The sequence below is a fragment of the Roseovarius sp. CAU 1744 genome (assembly GCF_039839345.1).
Taxonomy (GTDB): domain Bacteria; phylum Pseudomonadota; class Alphaproteobacteria; order Rhodobacterales; family Rhodobacteraceae; genus Roseovarius.
On the sequence record NZ_JBDOQV010000001.1, the window covers coordinates 247,071 to 266,933 of the forward strand.

Consider the following 19,863-nt stretch of genomic DNA (forward strand, 5'->3'; position numbering starts at 1 on the left):
AGCGTGTCAGCCGCGCCAGCGCCGGGTGACGGTGGCGATGCGGGCACCGAATTGGCGGGCGGTTTCCAGATCGCCGGGGTCGATCAGCTGTCCCTTGTCGCGTGACGAGGTGGCGGTCAGCCCCAGGTTGCTGCCATCGCTGTTGATGCCGGGATTTTCTGGTTTGACCGGCGGGCCGATCCCGGTCGGGCCCACCCAGATCATGCCCATCTGTGCCGCATAAACGGCAAGCCGGATGAGCGTGCTCAGCTTGTCACCCGCAGGATAGGTGCCGACGGTGAAGCCCCCCGCGATCTTGTCGGCCCAAAGCTGATCTTCCCAGCGGGAGGCGGCCGCTTCCAGGAACGCCTCGAACCCCGCCGCCGAAGAGCCCATATAGGTGGGTGTGCCAAACAGGATCGCATCGGCCGCGTCGAGCGCCGTCCAGTCCTCGCCGGTGATCTCCTCGACATTGACCAGCCGGGCGGGCGCGGCGCCGTCGGCCACCGCTTGTGCCAGCCGGCGCGTGTGGCCGTGGCCGGAAAAACAGGTGATGACGATGGCGGGGTCGGCGCGTTTCATGATGGCGACGCTGCCGCAGCAGGCACAGATTGGCAAGCCCGCTTTTGGGTTTTGCAATTCCCGCGTGATGCGGCCTATCTTGCGGCCAAGAACGAGGCGCGAGGCGGCGATGGACAAGGTCAAGGACCAGTACGAGGCGTATCCCTATCCGGAACGCGACCCGAAGGACGAGGCAAAGCGGCTGATCAGCGGTTCACCATCGCACCCGCTGGAGATCGATCATTTTCTCTTTGCCGGGTGCCGTGACTGGTCGAAACCCCTGCGCGTCCTTGTGGCCGGCGGCGGGACGGGCGACGGGCTGATCCAGCTGGCGCAGATGCTGACCCAGGCGGGCAAACCGTATGAGATCACCTATGTCGACCTGTCGCGTGCATCGCGCAAGTTGGCCGAGGCGCGGGCGAAGGCGCGGAAACTGACCGCTATCCGCTTTGTCACCGGCAGCCTGCTGGACGCGCCCGACCTGGGTGAATTCGATTATATCGACTGCTGTGGCGTGCTGCATCATCTGCCCGAACCGGTCGAAGGATTCCGCGCCCTGCGGGCGGCGTTGGCCCCGGCGGGCGGGATGGGCTTCATGGTCTATGCCCCCTATGGCCGGTCCGGCGTCTATCCGTTGCAGGAGGCGTTCGGCGCGCTTTATGGTGGCCTGTCCCCGCGTGACAGGCTGAAGGCCGCCCGCAAGATCGTCCGCGCCTTGCCCGAGGGGCATCCATTCAAGGGCAATCCGAACCTGGGTGATCACCACGACAGCGACGCGGGTTTCTACGATCTGCTGCTGCATTCGCAGGATCGCGCCTTTGATGTGCCGGAACTGATCGGCGTGATGGCCGAGGCCGGGTGGGAACTGAGCGGCTTTACCATGCCCGCGCTTTACGATCTGTCGCGGATCACGCCCGTGCCCGAACAGCTGGACCAGGTGCAGGCGATGGCGATTGCAGAGAAATTGCGCGGTACGATCAAGACCCATGTGGGCTATGCGGTGCCGTCCGGTCAGGGTCGGGCTGCGGCCACGGGCAAGAACCGCGCGCTTATCCCGCATCTGAAGGGCGTCCAGCCGCGCGCCCTGGCGCAGGCCGCGGCGCAGGGTCAGGCGCCGAAATTGAGCTTTGCCGGTGTCGAGGCACGGCTGAGCCTTCCCAGGCAAGCGGCCCCTCTGATCGCCGCGATAGATGGCCGCCGCAGCCTGGCCGAAATCGCCGCTGCCACGGGGACCGACCCGATCGGCATGGGGACCGTCTGGACCAAGGTCGAGTCAGAGCTGATGGGGTGGGGCATCCTGCTCTATTCCGGTATTCTGAAATAGGCCCTTTGGCGTTGCGTGGGGGGATGTGCCGCAGGGGCCTGACTGGTCTGCAGTGCGGATCCTGGCAGGGTGATTACCTGTACCGGAAGAATCGCCGGGCGCCATACCACCCCCGCGAGGTTTCCGTTTCCGGCGCCGATTCATGACAAAACCGGATCCGGACCTATTGCCGAACCGCCGTCAATTCGAAACTGATCCCGACCGTGAAACCAAGCGACCCCTCATTGTTGACATCCGCCCCGATGCCAAAATCGCGGCGGTCTATGTCGACACTGCCAGCAGCAGTCGCGGTATCACCCTCTATCGACAGTTCGAATGGCATTTCGACGGGCACGGATTGCTCCCGGATGGTGAGCGAGCCGACGGCCACGTTGCCGCCCTCGCGCGCCAGCAGATCGGCCGCGAATGTTGCCGTCGGATGCGCTGTCGTGTCGAGATATCCTGTGCCCTTGGCCTGCGCGCTCACCGATCCCAGGTTCAGTGACGGGGTGGCGATAGTGACTTCGACCTGGCCGTGCTTGCCGCTGTCGTCAGGGGTTTCGTCATAGCTGATTTTGGCGGTCCAGTCGGCGAATTGACCGGTCACGTCCGACCCAAGCTGCCGGACGGTAACCGACAATGTCCCGTCCTGCACCTGCCAGTCGCTCTCGACCTGGGCCAGCGCCTCGGCGGTCGCCGGATTTTCGTGCACGCGCGAAAACCACCCCAGGGCAGTCGCCCCACCCAGCGCCGTGGCCCAGATTGCCAGGGCCGTCACCAAAGGCAATGCGTGGCCGGGCTGTTGTGCGGTCGGTTCGGCCGCGCTCCGTCCGGGCAGCATCCGGCGCAGGGTGGCATCCCCGTCGATCACGTGATGTTTGAATGCGCCGACGATATGCAGGCCAACGGCCCCCACCAGAACCCATTGCAGGATATAGTGGAGCGTTGCCGCGAATTCGGCCACGGCGGGATCCCTGGGAACAAACGGAAGGGCCTGGCCAAACGGCCACCAGATCGGCGCATAACCCGTGGTCGCGGCGTGGTGCGCCCAGCCTGTCAGCGGGACCGCGACCAGCGAGCCGTAGAGCAGCCAGTGCACGGTTTCGGCAAGCCATGCCTCGGGCGGGTTGTCGCCGTTCAGCAGGCCCGGTTTCGGCTGCGACACCGCCCACACGATCCTTGCCAGCGCCACGAAGAAAACCGAGACACCGATCGTCTTGTGCAGTGAAAACAGCGTTGCAGTCAGCGCCAGCGTCGCTTCGTCCGGCGCCGTCGTTGTATCCTGCAGGTCATGCGCCAGATCGCTGGCAATGATACCCAGCGGGATCGCCGACAGGATCAACAGGGCGGTCAGCCAGTGGAACGTCTTTGTCACCGATCCATAGGTTTTTTCCGAGTTGCTCAGCGGCATCTTTGCGCGTCCTTTCCAAGTTCCGGCCAATGTAGCCGGCTTCGCGGGATCGGCAATCGCAACCTGCGCACAATTGCCGTGCAACGATGCGCCCACAGGCTTGGGCGTTGCCTAAGCCGTACAGGCGAGGTATCCGGGAAAAGGTTAACTGGAGGCAAGACACATATGAGCCGAGCATTCGTATTCCCGGGACAAGGCGCGCAGACCATTGGCATGGGCAAGGCGCTGGCCGATGCCTACCCTGCTGCCAAGGCGGTTTTTGACGAGGTTGACGAGGCGCTTGGCGAAAAACTCTCGGAGCTGATCTGGGAAGGTGACCAGGATACGCTGACCCTGACGCAGAATGCCCAGCCGGCGCTGATGGCGACTTCGCTGGCCGCAATGCGCGCGCTGGAGGCCGAAGGCGCCGGGATCGAAACGGCATCCTGCGTGGCGGGCCATTCACTGGGCGAATATTCGGCATTGGCGGCTGCGGGCGCGTTAAGCGTGGCCGACACGGCGCGGCTCTTGCGGATTCGCGGCGAGGCGATGCAGCAGGCGGTGCCGGTTGGCGTGGGTGCGATGGCCGCCCTGCTGGGGCTGGATTTCGAGGCCGCCCGCGAGGTGGCCGCCGCCGCAGCGCAGGGCGAGGTCTGCCAGGCGGCCAATGACAACGACCCGGGGCAGGTTGTCGTATCGGGGCACAAGGGCGCGGTCGAGCGTGCTGTCGAGCTGGCCAAGGAGCGGGGGGCGAAACGGGCGATGCTGCTGCCGGTCAGCGCACCGTTCCATTGCGCGCTGATGGAACCGGCTGCCGAGGTGATGGCGCAGGCGCTGGACGGGGTCGAGATCGAGCGCCCGCGTGTGCCGCTGATTGCCAATGTCGTGGCCGACAAGGTAGATGACCCGACGGTCATCCGATCCCTGCTGGTGCAGCAGGTGACCGGGTCGGTGCGCTGGCGCGAGTCGGTGGCCAGGATGGGCGCGCAGGGCGTCAAGGAGATTTGGGAAATCGGGGCGGGCAAGGCGCTGTCCGGCATGGTGCGCCGCATTGACCGGGAAATCGCCTGCCGGACCGTCGGCACACCCGATGAGGTCAAGGCCGCTGCCGAGTCATTGCAAAACGGCTGAGCGGTCCGTTTGCAGCATCATTTTGAAACGGGACAGGAATTTTAGAAAGGAATAGTGCGATGTTCGATCTGACAGGTAAGAGCGCGTTGGTCACCGGCGCTTCGGGGGGCATTGGGGGGGCAATAGCCAAGGCCCTGCACGGGGCCGGCGCTACCGTCGCCCTGAGCGGAACGCGGGTTGAGCCGCTGGAGGCGCTGGCGGCCGAACTGGGAGAGCGTGCGCATGTTCTGCCCTGCAAGCTGGGTGACCCGGAGGCGGTCGATGCCCTGCCGAAACAGGCCGCAGAGGTGATGGGTTCGGTGGATATCCTGGTCAACAATGCCGGTATCACCCGCGATCAGATCTTCATGCGCATGTCGGATGAGGAGTGGCAGAACGTGATCGATGTGAACCTGACCGCGACCATGCGGCTCTGCCGCGGCGTGATGCGCCCGATGATGAAGGCGCGGTGGGGGAGGATCATCAATATCAGCTCGATCGTGGGGGCGACGGGCAATCCGGGCCAGGTGAACTACGCGGCGTCAAAGGCCGGCATGATCGGCATGACCAAATCCATCGCTGCCGAGATCGCCAGCCGCGGCATCACCGCCAACGCCGTGGCGCCGGGTTTTATCGCCACGGCAATGACCGACAAGCTGACCGAGGAGCAGAAGGGCAAGATCAACGCCCAGATTCCGGCCGCGCGCATGGGATCCGCCGAAGAGATCGCTGCTGCCGTCCTGTACCTGGCCAGCCCCGAAGCCGGCTATGTGACCGGCGCGACGCTGCACGTGAATGGCGGTATGGCGATGCTCTGACCCGGGCAGAGGGAATCGTCAGGTTCACGTTTCGGACGCAGCGCGGATTTGAGCGGTGGAATCTTCACACTTTCGCGCGCAACGCACTTTCTGAAGAACGGATCGTTATCGGGTTGGCATGTCAAATCGCGTGGGATTACAAAGCCTTGTAAAAAAGGTGTCCTTGCCTGACGCGCGGTAGCCCCCTTGCAATTTCCGACTGATTGCCCAATTTGGGAAAACGTTTGCCAACGGCGCGCCATGTGCTATAGGCGGCGCAGATTGGCCTGAGGGGTTGTGGAGATCCCCGCAGGGCAGCCCGTTCTTGGGCGAGAGGAGCCGCCCGAGGGGGCAAGTATCAAGGCCGCAGCCCTGCAGGGTGGAGGCAAAAACGGGCCAACATGCCCAGCAGACTATGAGGATTAAGGACATGAGCGATACAGCAGACCGCGTAAAGAAGATCGTTGTTGAGCACCTGGGTGTGGAAGAAGACAAAGTGAGCGAGAACGCCTCCTTCATCGACGATCTGGGCGCAGACAGCCTGGACACGGTCGAACTGGTCATGGCCTTTGAAGAAGAATTCGGCATCGAGATCCCCGATGACGCCGCCGAAAACATCCAGACCTTCGGCGACGCGGTCAAGTTCATCTCGGAAGCGTCGTAAGACAGATCACGCCTTCTGGCGTTACGGGCCCTGCCATTCGGCGGGGCCTTCTTGTTTTGCGGCGTCCGCATCGAGCCGGATGCGGTCATTTTTTGCGAGCCACGCAGAACCAGAGAACAGGAAATTTCATCTCTTGAACGGAACTCAATCCCATAGATGGAAGAGTTGTCGTCAAACCGTTGAAGACACGATACAATATTCTCAAGAACTTGAGAGTTGTGTCTAGCGTGCTTGAGATAAACATCGAGAAACGTATTGAAGTTAAGGATATCAAACCGATCCTGGCAAGGGCGTTGCAAATGCCGGAGCAAAACATTCTTGATGAAATGGACTACTGGGGCCTTAAAGATTTTGCAGGTTTTTTAGGGCTCGCGATTTTGCATGAAGAAGGAGACTATCAAACTTTCGCTGTAGTCGAACGAAATGCCGAATTTGACGAAAACTATCGGCGACTAGGTTTCTCTCTGGCGCGACGACTAGATTGTAAGGTGGCAATTGGTGACCCGCAAATCACCAAACAAGAAGACTCTGGGCGTTTAACAATTTTCCATCCCAACGGCCAAGTGTCTTTGGGTTGGGGAGAAAGTGTGGACGGTGGTTTTGTTGTAACGCAATTGGAAGATGATACCTGAACTGACCAAAAGATCCCGACAAATGCCCGCTTTGAGCTGCTGTTCAATCAATTCGCCCGCGCGGAATCAAGCCCGAAGGGCGCCGCGCGATCGCCAGACCGCCCGCAGGGGCTGGCGATTTTGATATCTGGCGTGTCATTCCGAGGTTCTTCAGGTTTGGCGAGGATAAAGCGCCACGAACTACCGTTGCGTCGCCACCCTGCGGTCTGGCAATCGCGCGGCTCTTGCTCAAAGACTCGAATTGCAGCAAATGTCCGCTTGGCCGCCGATCGAGCTGTCTTCTGCCATCCTCTCCCCCTGCAATTTGGCCGCGAACGGACGCTATCATGCCGATTTGGTGATATCGGGATTCGGGTTTAAACTGCATAGCTGTTTCATCCTGTCATAACGTCAGGGCGATTGATTCCGAGGGTCTGCAAATGATCATCTATCCCACTTTGGAAATCTTGAACGGTAAATGCGTGTCCCTGACACGGGGACGTCTGGCAGAGCCTGTCATCTGGCATGTCGATCCGGTGGAAACCGCCCAGCAATTTGCCGCCGCCGGTGCCGAATGGATGCATGTCACCGACATGAACGGTTTGCGCGGTGACGGTGAAAACGACGCCCTGATCGAAGAGATCATTCGTGCCGCCCGTATCCCGGTGCAACTGGGCGGCGGTTTCCGTTCGCGCGAGCGGGTTGAACACTGGATCGATCGTGGCGCGGGGCGCGTCGTGATCGGCACCATGGCGGCGCAAGAGCCCGATTGGCTGCACCAGCTGGCGAAACGCCATCCCGATCAGATCGTGCTGGCCGTCGACATCTACCAGGGCCATGTAATGACCGAGGGCTGGCAGAAATACAGCGCGCTGGAGCCCGATACTTTCATCGCGGCCTTCGATCAGGCACCGCTTGCCGGGGTCATCGTCACCGATATCGATGCGGATATCGAAGATCAGGACGGCAGCGTCGGTGTGATCAGCGGTCTGGCGGCGAAAACCCGCCACGCGGTGATCGCCCGCGGCACGATCCGCACCGTGGATGACGTGGCGCGGCTGAAATATGTCTACAACATCTCGGGGACCATGATCGGCCGGGCGCTGTTGTCCAAGGATGTCAACCTGGCCGAGGCGATTGCCGTGGCCCGGCCCGAACCGGAACGCGTGGCCGAATTTCAGTAATATCAACACAGTTGAGCACGACCGGATCGGCAAAACCTTTCCGGTCGTTGCTGTTTGATGGACTTGCCCCCATGTATCAAGGCAGGGTATGAGCAGCCATTGAATTACGAGAAAGGGCAGCATCATGCGGCGTGTCGTTGTCACCGGCCTCGGGCTGGTTACGCCTCTGGCGGATGGAGTCGAGGAAAGCTGGAAACGTCTTCTGGACGGTCAATCCGGCGCGGGGCCGATCACCCGGTTCGATGCCTCGAACGTCGCAACTACTTATGCCTGCGAAGTCCCTCTTGGCGATGGCAGTGACGGCACCTTCAACACCGACAGCTACATGGAGCCGAAAGAGCGCCGCAAGGTCGATGATTTCATTCTCTACGGTGTCGCCGCCGCCCAGCAGGCGGTCGAGGACGCGGGCTGGATGCCCGAAGACGAGGAGAGCCGCCAGCGCACCGGCGTGCTGATCGGGTCAGGCATCGGCGGGCTGCGCTCGATCGAGGAAACCACCCTGATCATCCGCGACAAGGGTGTGCGGCGAGTGTCGCCCTTCTTCATTCCCGGCGCGCTCATCAACCTGATCAGCGGGCAGGTGGGCATCCGCTATGGCTTCAAGGGGCCGAACCACTCGGTGGTGACGGCCTGTTCGACCGGTGCGCACGCCATTGGTGACGCGGCGCGATTGATCATGTTCGGCGATGCGGACGTGATGATAGCCGGCGGGGCCGAGGCGGCAATCTGCGAGATCGGCATCGCCGGGTTCAACGCCTGCAAGGCGCTCAGCACCAAGCGTGCGGATGACCCGAAATCGGCCAGCCGGCCGTATGACGAGGACCGCGACGGCTTCGTCATGGGCGAAGGGGCAGGCATTGTCGTGCTGGAAGAATACAAACATGCCAAGGCGCGCGGCGCCAAGATCTATGCCGAGATCCTGGGCTATGGCCTCAGTGGCGACGCCTATCACATCACCGCACCATCGGAGGATGGTGATGGCGGTTACCGTGCCATGGTTGCGGCGCTGAAACATGCAGATATCGACCCATCCACGGTCGACTACATCAACGCCCACGGCACCAGCACCATGGCCGACACCATCGAATTGAAGGCGGTGGAACGCCTGCTGGGCAATTCTGCGGGCAAGGCGACGATGAGCTCGACCAAATCCGCCACCGGGCATCTTCTGGGCGCGGCGGGCGCGATCGAGGCGATCTTCTCGATCCTGGCGATCCGCGATCAGGTGGCCCCGCCGACCATCAACCTCGACAACCCGGCGGTGGATACCCCGCTTGACCTGGCGCCGAAAGCCAAGCGCGAGCGTGAGATCGACGTGGCGCTGTCCAACAGCTTCGGCTTTGGCGGCACGAATGCCTCGCTCTGCATCGGGAAAGTCCGCTGATGTGGCGGCATATCGCCTCGAACGCGCTGACCTTCCTTGTTGTTCTGGCCTTCCTGCTGGGGGGGGTGATCCTGTGGGGGCAGAATGAATACACCACACAAGGTCCGTTGCAGGACCGGGTCTGTCTGCGGGTCGAATCCGGGGCGACGATGCGGGGCGTGTCGCGGCAGCTACAGGAGCTTGGGGCGGTCTCCAATGCCTCGATCTATCGCATCGGCGCGGAATATTCGGGCAAGAACAGCCAGTTGAAAGCCGGTAGCTGGCTGGTGCCGGAACGCGCCAGCATGCAGGAAATCGTCGATATCGTGACCCGCGGCGGGGCCAGCACCTGCGGGACCGAGGTGGTGTTCCGCATCGGTGTCACCCAGTCCGAAGCGCAGGTAAGAGAGCTGGATCCCGCCACCGACGAGTTCGTGATGCGGGCGGAATTCACACTGGGAGAGGGCGACCCGCCCGAGATCTACCGGGATGTGCGCAGCGAAAGCGACACGCGCTACCGTATCGCCATCGCCGAGGGCGTGACCAGTTGGCAGATCGTGAATTCGCTGAACCAGATCGACGTGCTGGAAGGTGAGATCGCAGAGCAGCCGCCCGAAGGCAGCCTGGCCCCGGACAGCTATGAGGTGCGCGTCGGCGACACCCGTGAAAGCCTGGTCGAACGGATGGACGCCGCGCAGGACGTTCTGTTGGCCGCCGCCTGGGAGAACCGGGCCGAGGGCATCCCGCTGAACGATCCGTATGAGGCGCTGATCCTGGCGTCGATCATCGAAAAGGAAACCGGCCAGCCGGAAGAGCGCGGCCAGGTGGCCAGCGTCTTTACCAACCGGTTGCGGCAGGGCATGAAACTGCAGACCGACCCGACGGTGATCTATGGCATCACCAAGGGGCAGGGCGTTCTGGGGCGGGGCCTACGCCAGAGCGAGCTGCGCAACCGGACCGACTGGAACACCTATGTGATCGACGGTCTGCCGCCCACGCCGATCGCAAATCCGGGCCGGGCCAGCCTTGAGGCCGCAGTGAATCCCGACGCGACGGATTACATCTTCTTCGTGGCGGACGGGACCGGCGGGCATGCCTTTGCCACCACGCTGGAAGAGCACAACAAGAACGTCGCCGAGTGGCGCAAGATCGAGGCCGAACGGGCGGCCGAGCAGGCAACCGAGTAGGTCGTCAGGCGTTTTGCAGATCAAGCTGGCGGCCTGCGGCCCTGATTCCGCGCGGGACGTTCAGCCAAAGGTGACAAGAGACCGCGATGTGGACTTTTCAGCCGTGGCCTTGGTCAAAGAATGGGTGCTGCAGTCAGGTCGTTCACACCCGCATCGGCATGACGACATAGACGGCACTCGTGTCGTTGCCTTCGCGCATCAGGGTCGGATCGCCGGCTGAATTGAACAGGAAGACGGCGTTTTCACGGTCAACCTGGCTGGCGATTTCCAGGAGGTACTTGGCGTTGAATCCGATTTCCAGACGTTCGTCCCCATAGGCCACGGCCAGCTCCTCTTCGGCGGCGCCGCTGTCGGGGGCGTTCACCGACAGGACCAGGCGATCTTCGTCCAGTGCCAGTTTGACCGCGCGCGAGCGTTCCGAACTGACGGTGGCCACGCGGTCGACGGCATTGGCGAATTCGGCGGCGTCGACCTCCATCTTGCGGGTGTTGCCCTGCGGGATGACGCGGGTGTAATCGGGGAAGGTCCCGTCGATCACCTTGGAGGTCAGGGTGATGTCGGGCGTGGCGAAGCGCACCTTGGTCTCGGAAACCGACACGGCGATTTTCATGTCATCGTCTTCCAGAAGCTTGCGCAGCTCGCCCACGGTCTTGCGGGGCACGATCACGCCGGGCATGTCCGCGGCACCTTCGGGCAGGTCGGCGTCGATCCGGGCCAGGCGGTGGCCATCGGTGGCGACGCAGCGAAGTTGCTTGCCGTCCTCGGCATCGGCCACATGCATGTAGACGCCGTTCAGGTAATACCGTGTTTCTTCGGTGGAGATCGCGAATTTCGACTTGTCGAACAGCCGCCGAAGATCGGGCGCCTTGGCCGAGAAATTGCAGGCATATTCCGACGACGCCATGACCGGGAAATCTTCCTTGGGCAGCGTCGCGAGGTTGAAGTTCGACCGCCCCGCCTCGACCGTCAGCCGGCCCGATGTGCCGTCATCGGTCAGTGTCACCAGCGCCCCGTCGGGCAGCTTGCGGACAATTTCATGCAGGGTCACGGCGGATACCGTCGTTGCGCCGGCGCGCTCCACCTGGGCCGGGGCCTTGTCCACCACCTCGATATCCAGGTCGGTGGCGCGGAAATTCACGTCGCTGCCGTCGGCCTCGATCAGGACATTGGCAAGGATCGGTATGGTGTTGCGCCGTTCGACCACGGACTGCGCCTGCGAGACCGCCTTGAGCAATGTGCCCCGTTCGATGCTGAATTTCATACCCTTGCTCCCGTGTCAGGTGCCGGCGCGGAGCCGGAAGGGCAAGGTAGCAACTTCCCCCTGCGGCTCAAGCCTTTTGTTGGGTTTTCGGCTGTATTCGTCGGAGGGTCAAGGGCACCCCACCCAAAGCGATGCCGGGGTGGGGAAACCGTTGTGAAAAGGACTCAGCTTTCCAGCGTGCGCCGCAGCAATTCGAGGTCCTCGGCGATCTGCCCGTCCTGCGCGCGCAGCTCTTCGATGCGCCGCACGCCATGCATGACGGTGGTGTGATCACGCCCGCCGAAACAGCGGCCGATTTCGGGCAGCGAGCGGCTGGTCATCTGCTTGCACAGATACATCGCCACCTGGCGCGGGCGGGCAAAGTTGCGGACCCGCTTGGGCCCGATCATGTCGCTGAGGCGGATGTTGTAGTGATCCGAAACCTTGCGCTGGATCTCCTCGATCGAGATCTTGCGCTCGGACATGCGCAGCACGTCGGCCAGGCAATCCTGCGTCAGTTCCAGCGTGATCTGATGCCCGACCAGCGATGCGAACGCATAGAGCCGCGTCAGCGCGCCTTCGAGGACGCGCACATTGGTGCTGATCCGGTGGGCCAGGAACTCCAGCACGCCCTCGTCCATGTCGAGGTCCGGATACTGGTTGGTGAAACATTCGACCTTGGATTGCAGGATGCCGAGGCGCAGTTCGTAATCGGTCGGGTGCAGGTCGACCACGAGGCCGCATTGCAGGCGGGACTTGATCCGGTTTTCCAGATTCTCGATCTCGCCCGGGGCGCGGTCGCCCGAGATGATGATCTGCTTGTTCTGGTCCACCAGGGCGTTGAACGTGTGAAAGAACTCCTCCTGGGTCGAATCCTTGCCGGCGATGAACTGCACGTCATCGACCATCAGCACATCGACCGAGCGGAACATCTGTTTGAAGTCCATCATCTTGCGGTCGCGCAGCGCCTGCACGAAACGGTACATGAACTGTTCTGCCGAGAGGTAGACAACATTCAGGTCGGGGCGGCGGGATTGAAGTTCCCATGCAATGGCGTGCATCAGGTGGGTCTTGCCGAGGCCGACGCCGCCGTAGAGAAAGAGCGGATTGAAGGTGACGGGGCCACCTTCGGCCACGCGCTTGGCGGCGGCATGAGCCAGTTCGTTGGGTTTGCCGACAACGAATGTATCGAAGGTAAATCGATCATCCAGCGGGGCGGCGGGCAACAGACCATCGGCTGCAGAGGGGGCGGGCTTGGTAACGGAATGCGAGGCGGCTGCGGCGGGTTTGGTATCTTTGTTGGCGGCAACTTCGAACTGGAGGCGTTTGACCTCGGGTGCACGCGCGGTCATCTGATACAGGATCAGGTCACCGAAATTCCGCAGCACGTAATTGCCCAGAAAGCTGGTCGGCACATTGAAAACCGCGACGCCATCCGCGACCCCGTTCAGTTCCAGCGGCTCTATCCAGTTCTTGTAGCTGCTTGAGCCCACCGATTTCAGAAGTTCCTTCTTGAGTTCGCCCCATTGTTCCTGTGTCATATTTCCCCGTCTCAAACGCTTGCACCGATCCGTTTTGCGCAGGTACTCCCCGACCTCCGCTGCTCAGCCACTCACGCCGGGACTGGCCGCAAGAACCCACCCGATTGCACGTGGCAACCGGCGATGAGCCCGTAAATCGGCCAAGACGCACCGCGCATTCATGAATAGCAGACACCTGCACCGGGCGGGGTGCTTGGTTGCCAACTTATCATGTGGCGCGGTACAAACCTGTAAGACATGGCCGGGGTTTCCCCCGTTCGAACCCGCCAAACCTATCCCCATAAGCCGGTTTGGATTCGCTGGCAGCCTGTCCCCCCAAGCGTGAATCGCCTGTCGAAACTAGCAAGCTCCAAGGCGTTCGGGCAACTACTCTTCGATCTTGACAAGCGCTTTGCGCAAAAAGAATCTGTCGGGTTCCAATCGGCAGCCCAGACAAAATAAGGCGCCGATCAAACCGGCGCCTTTTTGGATCAATACGTTAGCTGGATATCCTCAGCCGATGGCCTTCACGCGGGCCGACAGGCGCGAAATTTTGCGTGACGCGGTGTTCTTGTGAAAGACGCCCTTGGTCACGCCGCGCATCAGCTCGGGTTGGGCGGCACGAAGGGCGGCAACTGCGGCATCTTTGTCACCAGAGGCGATCGCCTCTTCGACTTTGCGCAGGTAGGTGCGGATGCGCGAACGGCGCGCTTTGTTGACGGCGAAACGCTTTTCGTTCTGACGTGCGCGTTTCTTGGACTGGGGCGTATTGGCCATGTGAATCTAACCCTTGATCTGGTTCAGTGACTGTTGCGTTGCACGTGCATGTCCCGAACCGGGCCCCGATCTCTCGGGATTGATTCTTGCCTGAGCGGGCATCACGCGCATGTATGACGGCGCTCTATAGGGAAGTTTGACTGCCTTGCCAACCCAAAAGGTGCGGTGGCTGCCGGCGGCCCTTCACATGCCCCGATAGGGCTTGCTTGCGCCGCCTTCTCCGGCCACGATCACCGACCGACGGATGACACAGGAGTTTCAGTTCTGGCACTGGTCGAAACTGCCGGCCGCCTTCGGCCAAGTAGCGTATTCCGCTTGTACCTGTTAGCTTCTGCCTATGCGTTACGAGGGGGTATTTCAAAATGAACGCTTATTCAGTTGAAGAATATGTAAGGGATATTCGTGCAGTTGTTGCGGAAGAAACTGACATCACGGCTATTACCGATCGGATCAAGCCGCTTGCTCTCAGGCTCGCCTCCGACCCGAGCTGGTTCGAGAACAAGTTCCGCCATACCGATCCGGAACAGGGTGTTGGCCTGCATCTTCTGCACGAGGAAGAGAACCACGATCTCGCGGTCTTCGCGATCGCCTGGGCACCCGGAAGAGGGGTCGATGCGCATAATCACAAGACCTGGGCAGTGGTATCCGGGATCGAAGGGCAGGAACACGAAACGAATTACAAGCGCCTCGATGACGGTTCCAGACCGGGCTTCGCCGATCTTGTGGCGACAAAACAAGAAACGCTCTATCCCGGGTCCGCCGTCTGCTGCCTGCCTGAAGACATACACAGTGTCGTCAATAACGGCGACCAAGTGGCTGTTTCGCTCCACACCTACGGGCGCCATCTGAATTATACGGGACGGTCGACATTCAACGTGGAGGCAAAGACCGAGACCCCCCTGATCCTGAAGATCGAGGAGTAGCCCTTTACGAACCCTGTACCTGGTGCCCGATGGTACAGCGGCGGGCCAAGTCCGCAACGTCCCGCAGAGCGCACATCCGCGGGCGGGGTGCCGCATACCGTCGCGCTTTCGGTGCGATAAGCGAAATCAGTAAGGGGCTAAAGCACTTTCAATGGGTCGAAATCCGGGGCAAGCTGCGCGGATGACGCCACACGACCTCTTGCTTACGCCGACCGGTTTGCGGTTTCGCGGTCAGCGGTTTCCCTGCACAATCGGGCGGGGCGGCATACGCGCGGACAAGCGCGAGGGCGATGGCGCCACCCCGGCGGGCACGCACCGGATCGTCGGCATGTTCTACCGTCCCGACCGGATGACGCAGCCCAACCCCTGGGCGAGGCCGATCCGGCCCGGTGATCTGTGGTCGGATGATGTCACCGATGATGCCTATAACCTGATGGTGCGGGCACCTTATCCGCACAGCCACGAAACCTTGCGCCGGTCCGACCCGCTTTATGACCTATTCCTGGTCACGGATTGGAACTGGCCCGCCCCCAGCAAAGGCGCTGGATCGTGCATCTTCATCCACCAATGGCGCCGCCCGGGTTTCCCGACCGAGGGCTGCGTGGCCCTGCGCCGCGACCATCTGCGCCGGATCGCACAGGCTATCAGCCCCGGTTGCAGGCTGATCGTCTGCGCGTAAGGGGTGCGGGCGGTTTCGCGGGATCACACCGCCGTCCAGGACAGTAAACTGGACGGCGGCTTTGCCTTGCAGTGTTACGCGTGCCTCTTCAGAAAATCGACCAACAAGGCCGAGATCTTCTCGGGCTGATCCTCCATCGAAAAGTGGCCGCAATCCTCCAGCACGTGAAGCTCCGAACCCGGTATGGCGTCATGCAGCCTGTGCGCCCAGTCGACCACTTGCCAGGCATCATCCGCCCCCCAAATCAATTGAACAGGCTTCTGGCCAAGCTCGGGATAGCGCGGGGCTACCTCACTGGTGTGTTTGGGGTTGTAATGCTTCACCTGATGCTGGAACAAGCTGCCCTGGCCGACCGGGCCACAGATGAAATCAAGGAAAGTTTCCATTGATGTTTCAGCCAATCGGTCCTTGTTCTGCACCGTCGAGAAAAGCCATTGCCGGAAGTGTTCGCGGTGTTCCACGTCCGGTGCCTTGATCAACACCTCCAGCCCGGCCTGCATCTGTTCGTGGGTGCGCCTTGAGGGCCAGCTGTCGAAGCTCACCACGTCGATCATGGTCAGGCTGCGCATCCGTTCCGGTGACTGGATGCCAAATCGCTGCGCCACGCCGCCACCGATGTCATGAGAGATGACGTGCACATCCTCCAGACCCCAGACATCCAGCAGACCTTCAAAAATCGGCACCTGACTCGTCACCGACGTATCAATCGCAGGGTCATGCGGGCGCTCGGAAAGACCATAGCCCAGCAGATCATAGACATGAACCTTGTACCCGGCCTCAACTAACGGCGGCAGGATGTTGCGCCAGATGTAGGATGAGGACGGCGTGCCGTGGATCAGCACCACCGGTTCGCCGTCTCCGTGAATGCCGTGGGCAATGCGTGTGTCGTTGATGAGGACATGTTGTTCGACGATATGGGCCATGCGGAAAACTCCAAATACTGACTTTTCCGGACCGTACTTCCCGTATAGTATATGACGCAAATGAATGATTGTCATAAGGTGATAAGGAAACAGAATGGCCGAAAGATTGGATATCGAAGGGCTGCGAGCCCTGGTTGCCATCTCTTCGCATGGCGGTGTCACACGCGCTGCCGAGCACTTGACGCTGTCGCAACCGGCCGTGAGTCACAAAATCAGGCGGCTGGAGAACATTCTGGACTGTGATCTGCTGGCGCGTCGTGCCGGTGGTTCATTGTTCACCGAAGCCGGAGAACGATTGCTGGAGTATGCGCGGCGCATTATGGACTTGCATGACGAAGCGTTGGCCGCCCTCGGAAAGAAGCCCCTGGCGGGTACCATTCAATTGGGGATGACGGAGGATACGACGGGCGGAGATGTCGCTCGTATACTTGGCCGCTTCACGCGACTACATCCTGAAATTCAAGTGCGCACACGGATCAGCCAAAGCCTGACCCTCTCGGACAAGCTTGAGGCAGGTGAGATTGACATCGCGGTCATGCAGCTCTTTTGCCACGATGTTCGGCGCGACGACCTGGTACTCTTTGAGGATCGCCTGCACTGGATCAAGTCTCACGAGCTTCCGCTGAAACCGAACGCATCTGTGCCATTCCTCGCGTTCGACGACAACTGTTTCTACAAACACTGGGCGCAAAGCGAGGGTGTGCGTACCGGCCATCGGTTTGAAACGGTTCTCGAATGTCCAAGCGCATCCGGCATTCTGGCCGCTGTGCGCTCGGGTCTGGGCGTTGCGCTGATGAACGGTTTGCACTTGTCCTCGGACCTGGAGCTTGTCGAAGGTGTGTTCCCGGAACCTCCGTCTATCGCATATGTTGCCCGCTCTCGTCCCAAGAGCCGTAATGATGCCGTACGAGCCCTTCTTCACGAGATCGCTTCCGAGGTCAGAAGTGCAATTCCCCTGCGTGTTGCCTGATCGGGAATGATGGCATTCGTGCCATTCGCGGAATCCGCCGGTTTCGACCTCAGATCAGACCTTCGGCGCGGAACATTTCCTTCACGTCGCGTTCCGGCCGGGCACCGTAGTGGCTGATGACTTCTGCCGCGGCGATGCACCCCATGCGGCCCGCCACCGCCAACGGCTGGTCGGTAGCCACACCGTACAGGAAACCGGCGGCAAACTGGTCGCCCGCGCCGGTCGCATCCACGGGCACGACCTCCTGCACCGGCGCGGTCACGGTTTCCTCGCCGCGCACCAGCACCACATCCTGACCGGACCGGGTACAAACGACCAGCCCGCTGTCCTGTGCCGCCTGCTCCAGCGCGGCGCCCAGATCGTCAGTCTGATAAAGCGATTTCCATTCATGCTCGTTGCCCAGCACGTAATCCAGCTCTTGCACCAGGGTCCGGAAGTCCTGCCGGTGCCGGTCAACGCAGAACGGATCGCTCAGGGATATGCCGGCCATCCCCCTTGTCGCCCGGCAGGCCCGCGCGGCCTCGGTGAAGGCCGCCTTGCCCTTGGGCTTGTCGTACAGGTAGCCCTCGAGGAACAGCAGCGCCGCTCCGCCGGCCACCTCGTCATCCACGTCATCGGCATCCAGCTCGGTCGAGATGCCCAGATAGGTGTTCATCGACCGCTCGCCATCGGGTGACACGAAGATCATCGAGCGTGAGGTGGGCAGCTCGCCGCCCGCCACCGGCGCGTTGACAAAATCCGTACCCGCGCCGGTCATGCTGGTCGCGTAGTAGCGGCCCAGCTCATCGTCGCTGACCCGGCCGATGAAGGCGGTGCTCAGCCCCATCGCGCCCAGACCGGCAATGGTGTTGGCGACGGCGCCGCCGGGCTGCTGCCGGCGGTTTTCCATCCTGCCATAGAGATATTCAGCGCGATCCGTCTCGATCAGCTGCATGATGCCCTTTTCGATACCATGGGTCGACAGGAAGCCGTCGTCGCAGGTGCTGATTACGTCGACAACGGCATTGCCGATGCCGACAGCCTGGTATTTTTTCATAGGTTCTTGTCCTCGTATTCACAGAGATCGCGGATGATACAGGTACCGCACATCGGCTTGCGGGCCTTGCAGTGGTAGCGGCCATGCAGGATCAGCCAGTGATGGGCATGATGCTGGAAATCGGCGGGGATCTGGTCTTCGATGGCGCGTTCGACGGCGACCACATCTTTCCCTGGGCAGATACCGGTGCGATTGCCGACGCGGAAGATATGCGTATCGACCGCCTGGGTCGGCATCCCCCACCACATGTTCAGCACCACGTTGGCGGTCTTGCGCCCGACCCCGGGCAGTGATTGCAGCGCGGCGCGGGAATTGGGCACTTCGCCGCCGTATTCCTCGACCAGGATGCGGCTCAGCCTGATGACATTCTTTGCCTTCTGCCGGAAAAGCCCGATGGTCTTGATATGCTCTGTCAACCCTTCTTCGCCAAGTTCCAGCATCTTTTCCGGCGTATCCGCGATCCTGAACAGCGCGCGCGTGGCCTTGTTCACACCTGCATCGGTTGCCTGCGCGCTCAGCGCCACGGCGACGACCAGCGTATAGGCGTTCACATGCTCCAACTCGCCCTTGGGTTCGGGGTCGGCCGCGTGGAACCGGGTGAAAATCTCGCGGATCGTATGATAATCGAGCTGCTTGGCCATCCGCTTCCTATGCAGGGATTCCCGGCAATGCGCAATATTCGGGTCGCGGGGCAGGTGACAGAGCGTTAAATTCAGATTCAGATTACCGGGGATGACCGCGATGAATGCCGAACCACAGCAAAGCTACCACTATCACGTGATGCGCCGGGCGATCGACCTGATCGACCAGTCGGACGAGGCGTTGTCGCTGAACGCGCTGGCGGCCGAGATGGATATGAGCCCGGCGCATTTTCAGCGGGTCTTCACCTCGTGGGTGGGTGTGTCGCCCAAGCGTTACCAGCAATACCTGGCACTGGGGCACGCGAAATCGCTGCTGGCGCAGCGGTTCACCATGCTGGAAACATCGCATGAGCTGGGCCTGTCGGGCTCGGGGCGCCTGCACGACCTCTTTCTGCGGTGGGAGGCGATGAGCCCCGGCGAGTTTGCCCGCAAGGGCGAGGGGCTGAAAATATACTGGGGCTGGTTCGACAGCCCGTTCGGGTTGAGCCTGGTGATGGGAACCGAGAAAGGCATCTGCGGTATCGGGTTCGCCAGCGAGGCCGGCGAAGATGCCACGATGGAGGATCTGGTCAGCCGCTGGCCGGATGCCGACTATGTCGAGGATCCGATGATGCTGCGGCCCTGGGTGCTGGCGGCATTTGGCGCGGGTGGCCAGGCAACCGAAAAACTGCCGCTCTACATGATTGGTGCGCCGTTCCAGATCAAGGTGTGGGAGGCGCTGCTGGCGATCCCCTCCGGTCACGTCACCACCTATTCCGAGATCGCCCAGGCCATAGGCCGCCCCCGCGCGGTGCGCGCCGTGGGCACCGCCGTGGGGCGCAACCCCGTGAGCTTCCTGATCCCCTGTCACCGTGCACTGCGCAAATCCGGCGGGCTGGGCGGCTATCACTGGGGCCTGCCCGTCAAACGCGCAATCCTGGCCTGGGAAAGCGCCCGCGCCGAGGCATAGTGCCCTTTGGTGCCGGCGCGAAAGCGCCGCCATAGACGGGTGGACACCGGCGAAAC

General features: G+C 61.7%; 20 protein-coding genes. 12 read left to right on the forward strand and 8 right to left on the reverse strand.

The features are described from left to right. Positions 1–6: 6 nt before the first annotated feature. Positions 7–561 (reverse strand): flavodoxin family protein, encoded by a 555-nt coding sequence (locus AAFO92_RS01235; RefSeq protein WP_347532651.1) that lies wholly within the window; start codon positions 559–561, stop codon positions 7–9. 109 nt (positions 562–670) lie between these two features. Here AAFO92_RS01235 and AAFO92_RS01240 point away from each other — a divergent pair, with 109 nt between their 5' ends. After that, complete coding sequence (locus tag AAFO92_RS01240) at positions 671–1,864, forward strand: class I SAM-dependent methyltransferase (protein WP_347532652.1); 1,194 nt, start codon at positions 671–673, stop codon at positions 1,862–1,864. A 163-nt stretch (positions 1,865–2,027) separates the two neighbouring features. On the opposite strand, the gene AAFO92_RS01245 is transcribed toward AAFO92_RS01240, so the two are convergent. Further along, entirely contained in the window at positions 2,028–3,254 is a 1,227-nt protein-coding gene (locus tag AAFO92_RS01245) for a cytochrome b/b6 domain-containing protein (protein ID WP_347532653.1), read from the reverse strand. Positions 3,255–3,419: 165 nt separating this feature from the next. Between AAFO92_RS01245 and fabD the strand changes: the two genes are divergently transcribed. The 7 genes from fabD (at position 3,420) to mltG (ending at position 10,149) form a co-directional block, all read left to right on the forward strand. Beyond that, a complete protein-coding gene (fabD, locus tag AAFO92_RS01250; RefSeq protein WP_347532654.1) occupies positions 3,420–4,364 on the forward strand; it encodes an ACP S-malonyltransferase in 945 nt (314 codons plus the stop codon). Positions 4,365–4,423: 59 nt separating this feature from the next. Further along, positions 4,424–5,161 carry a 3-oxoacyl-[acyl-carrier-protein] reductase gene (fabG, locus tag AAFO92_RS01255; protein ID WP_347532655.1) on the forward strand — a complete coding sequence of 246 codons (738 nt, stop codon included), beginning with the start codon at positions 4,424–4,426 and terminating at the stop codon, positions 5,159–5,161. 409 nt (positions 5,162–5,570) lie between these two features. Next, positions 5,571–5,804, forward strand: coding sequence for an acyl carrier protein (locus tag AAFO92_RS01260; protein WP_347532656.1), 234 nt, complete (start codon positions 5,571–5,573; stop codon positions 5,802–5,804). Between the two features lie 227 nt (positions 5,805–6,031). Continuing rightward, a complete protein-coding gene (locus AAFO92_RS01265) occupies positions 6,032–6,436 on the forward strand; it encodes a hypothetical protein (RefSeq protein ID WP_347532658.1) in 405 nt (134 codons plus the stop codon). 419 nt (positions 6,437–6,855) lie between these two features. Then, positions 6,856–7,599: a 1-(5-phosphoribosyl)-5-[(5-phosphoribosylamino)methylideneamino] imidazole-4-carboxamide isomerase gene (locus tag AAFO92_RS01270; RefSeq protein WP_347532660.1), complete on the forward strand. Its 744-nt coding sequence runs from the start codon at positions 6,856–6,858 to the stop codon at positions 7,597–7,599. Between the two features lie 124 nt (positions 7,600–7,723). Further along, positions 7,724–8,983 (forward strand): beta-ketoacyl-ACP synthase II, encoded by a 1,260-nt coding sequence (gene fabF, locus AAFO92_RS01275; RefSeq protein ID WP_347532662.1) that lies wholly within the window; start codon positions 7,724–7,726, stop codon positions 8,981–8,983. Continuing rightward, positions 8,983–10,149 (forward strand): endolytic transglycosylase MltG, encoded by a 1,167-nt coding sequence (gene mltG / locus AAFO92_RS01280; protein ID WP_347532663.1) that lies wholly within the window; start codon positions 8,983–8,985, stop codon positions 10,147–10,149. Before fabF ends, mltG begins: the two co-directional genes overlap by 1 nt. Positions 10,150–10,291: 142 nt before the next feature. Here mltG and dnaN read toward each other — a convergent pair whose 3' ends face one another. The 3 genes from dnaN to rpsT form a co-directional block, all read right to left on the reverse strand. After that, complete coding sequence (gene dnaN / locus AAFO92_RS01285) at positions 10,292–11,410, reverse strand: DNA polymerase III subunit beta (RefSeq protein WP_347532665.1); 1,119 nt, start codon at positions 11,408–11,410, stop codon at positions 10,292–10,294. Positions 11,411–11,574: 164 nt separating this feature from the next. Next, positions 11,575–12,930: a chromosomal replication initiator protein DnaA gene (gene dnaA / locus AAFO92_RS01290; protein WP_347532667.1), complete on the reverse strand. Its 1,356-nt coding sequence runs from the start codon at positions 12,928–12,930 to the stop codon at positions 11,575–11,577. 492 nt (positions 12,931–13,422) lie between these two features. After that, a complete protein-coding gene (gene rpsT, locus AAFO92_RS01295) occupies positions 13,423–13,686 on the reverse strand; it encodes a 30S ribosomal protein S20 (RefSeq protein WP_347532668.1) in 264 nt (87 codons plus the stop codon). Positions 13,687–14,048: 362 nt separating this feature from the next. Here rpsT and AAFO92_RS01300 point away from each other — a divergent pair, with 362 nt between their 5' ends. Continuing rightward, a complete protein-coding gene (locus AAFO92_RS01300) occupies positions 14,049–14,609 on the forward strand; it encodes a cysteine dioxygenase family protein (RefSeq protein ID WP_347532670.1) in 561 nt (186 codons plus the stop codon). Between the two features lie 181 nt (positions 14,610–14,790). Beyond that, on the forward strand, positions 14,791–15,288 hold the full coding sequence (locus tag AAFO92_RS01305; protein ID WP_347532672.1) for a L,D-transpeptidase family protein: 498 nt from the start codon (positions 14,791–14,793) through the stop codon (positions 15,286–15,288). A 74-nt stretch (positions 15,289–15,362) separates the two neighbouring features. Here the strand turns inward: AAFO92_RS01305 and AAFO92_RS01310 are convergent, their stop codons facing one another. Further along, complete coding sequence (locus AAFO92_RS01310) at positions 15,363–16,211, reverse strand: alpha/beta hydrolase (RefSeq protein ID WP_347532673.1); 849 nt, start codon at positions 16,209–16,211, stop codon at positions 15,363–15,365. 94 nt (positions 16,212–16,305) lie between these two features. On the opposite strand from AAFO92_RS01310, the gene AAFO92_RS01315 reads away from it, so the two are divergent. Next, positions 16,306–17,181 (forward strand): LysR family transcriptional regulator, encoded by an 876-nt coding sequence (locus tag AAFO92_RS01315; RefSeq protein WP_347532675.1) that lies wholly within the window; start codon positions 16,306–16,308, stop codon positions 17,179–17,181. Positions 17,182–17,230: 49 nt separating this feature from the next. Here the strand turns inward: AAFO92_RS01315 and AAFO92_RS01320 are convergent, their stop codons facing one another. Continuing rightward, positions 17,231–18,217, reverse strand: a complete 987-nt coding sequence (locus AAFO92_RS01320; RefSeq protein WP_347532677.1) for an adenosine kinase — start codon at positions 18,215–18,217, stop codon at positions 17,231–17,233. After that, complete coding sequence (gene nth / locus AAFO92_RS01325) at positions 18,214–18,858, reverse strand: endonuclease III (RefSeq protein WP_347532679.1); 645 nt, start codon at positions 18,856–18,858, stop codon at positions 18,214–18,216. Before nth ends, AAFO92_RS01320 begins: the two co-directional genes overlap by 4 nt. Before the next feature lie 100 nt (positions 18,859–18,958). Here nth and AAFO92_RS01330 point away from each other — a divergent pair, with 100 nt between their 5' ends. Beyond that, complete coding sequence (locus tag AAFO92_RS01330) at positions 18,959–19,807, forward strand: bifunctional helix-turn-helix domain-containing protein/methylated-DNA--[protein]-cysteine S-methyltransferase (protein WP_347532680.1); 849 nt, start codon at positions 18,959–18,961, stop codon at positions 19,805–19,807. The last annotated feature ends 56 nt before the right edge of the window (positions 19,808–19,863 follow it).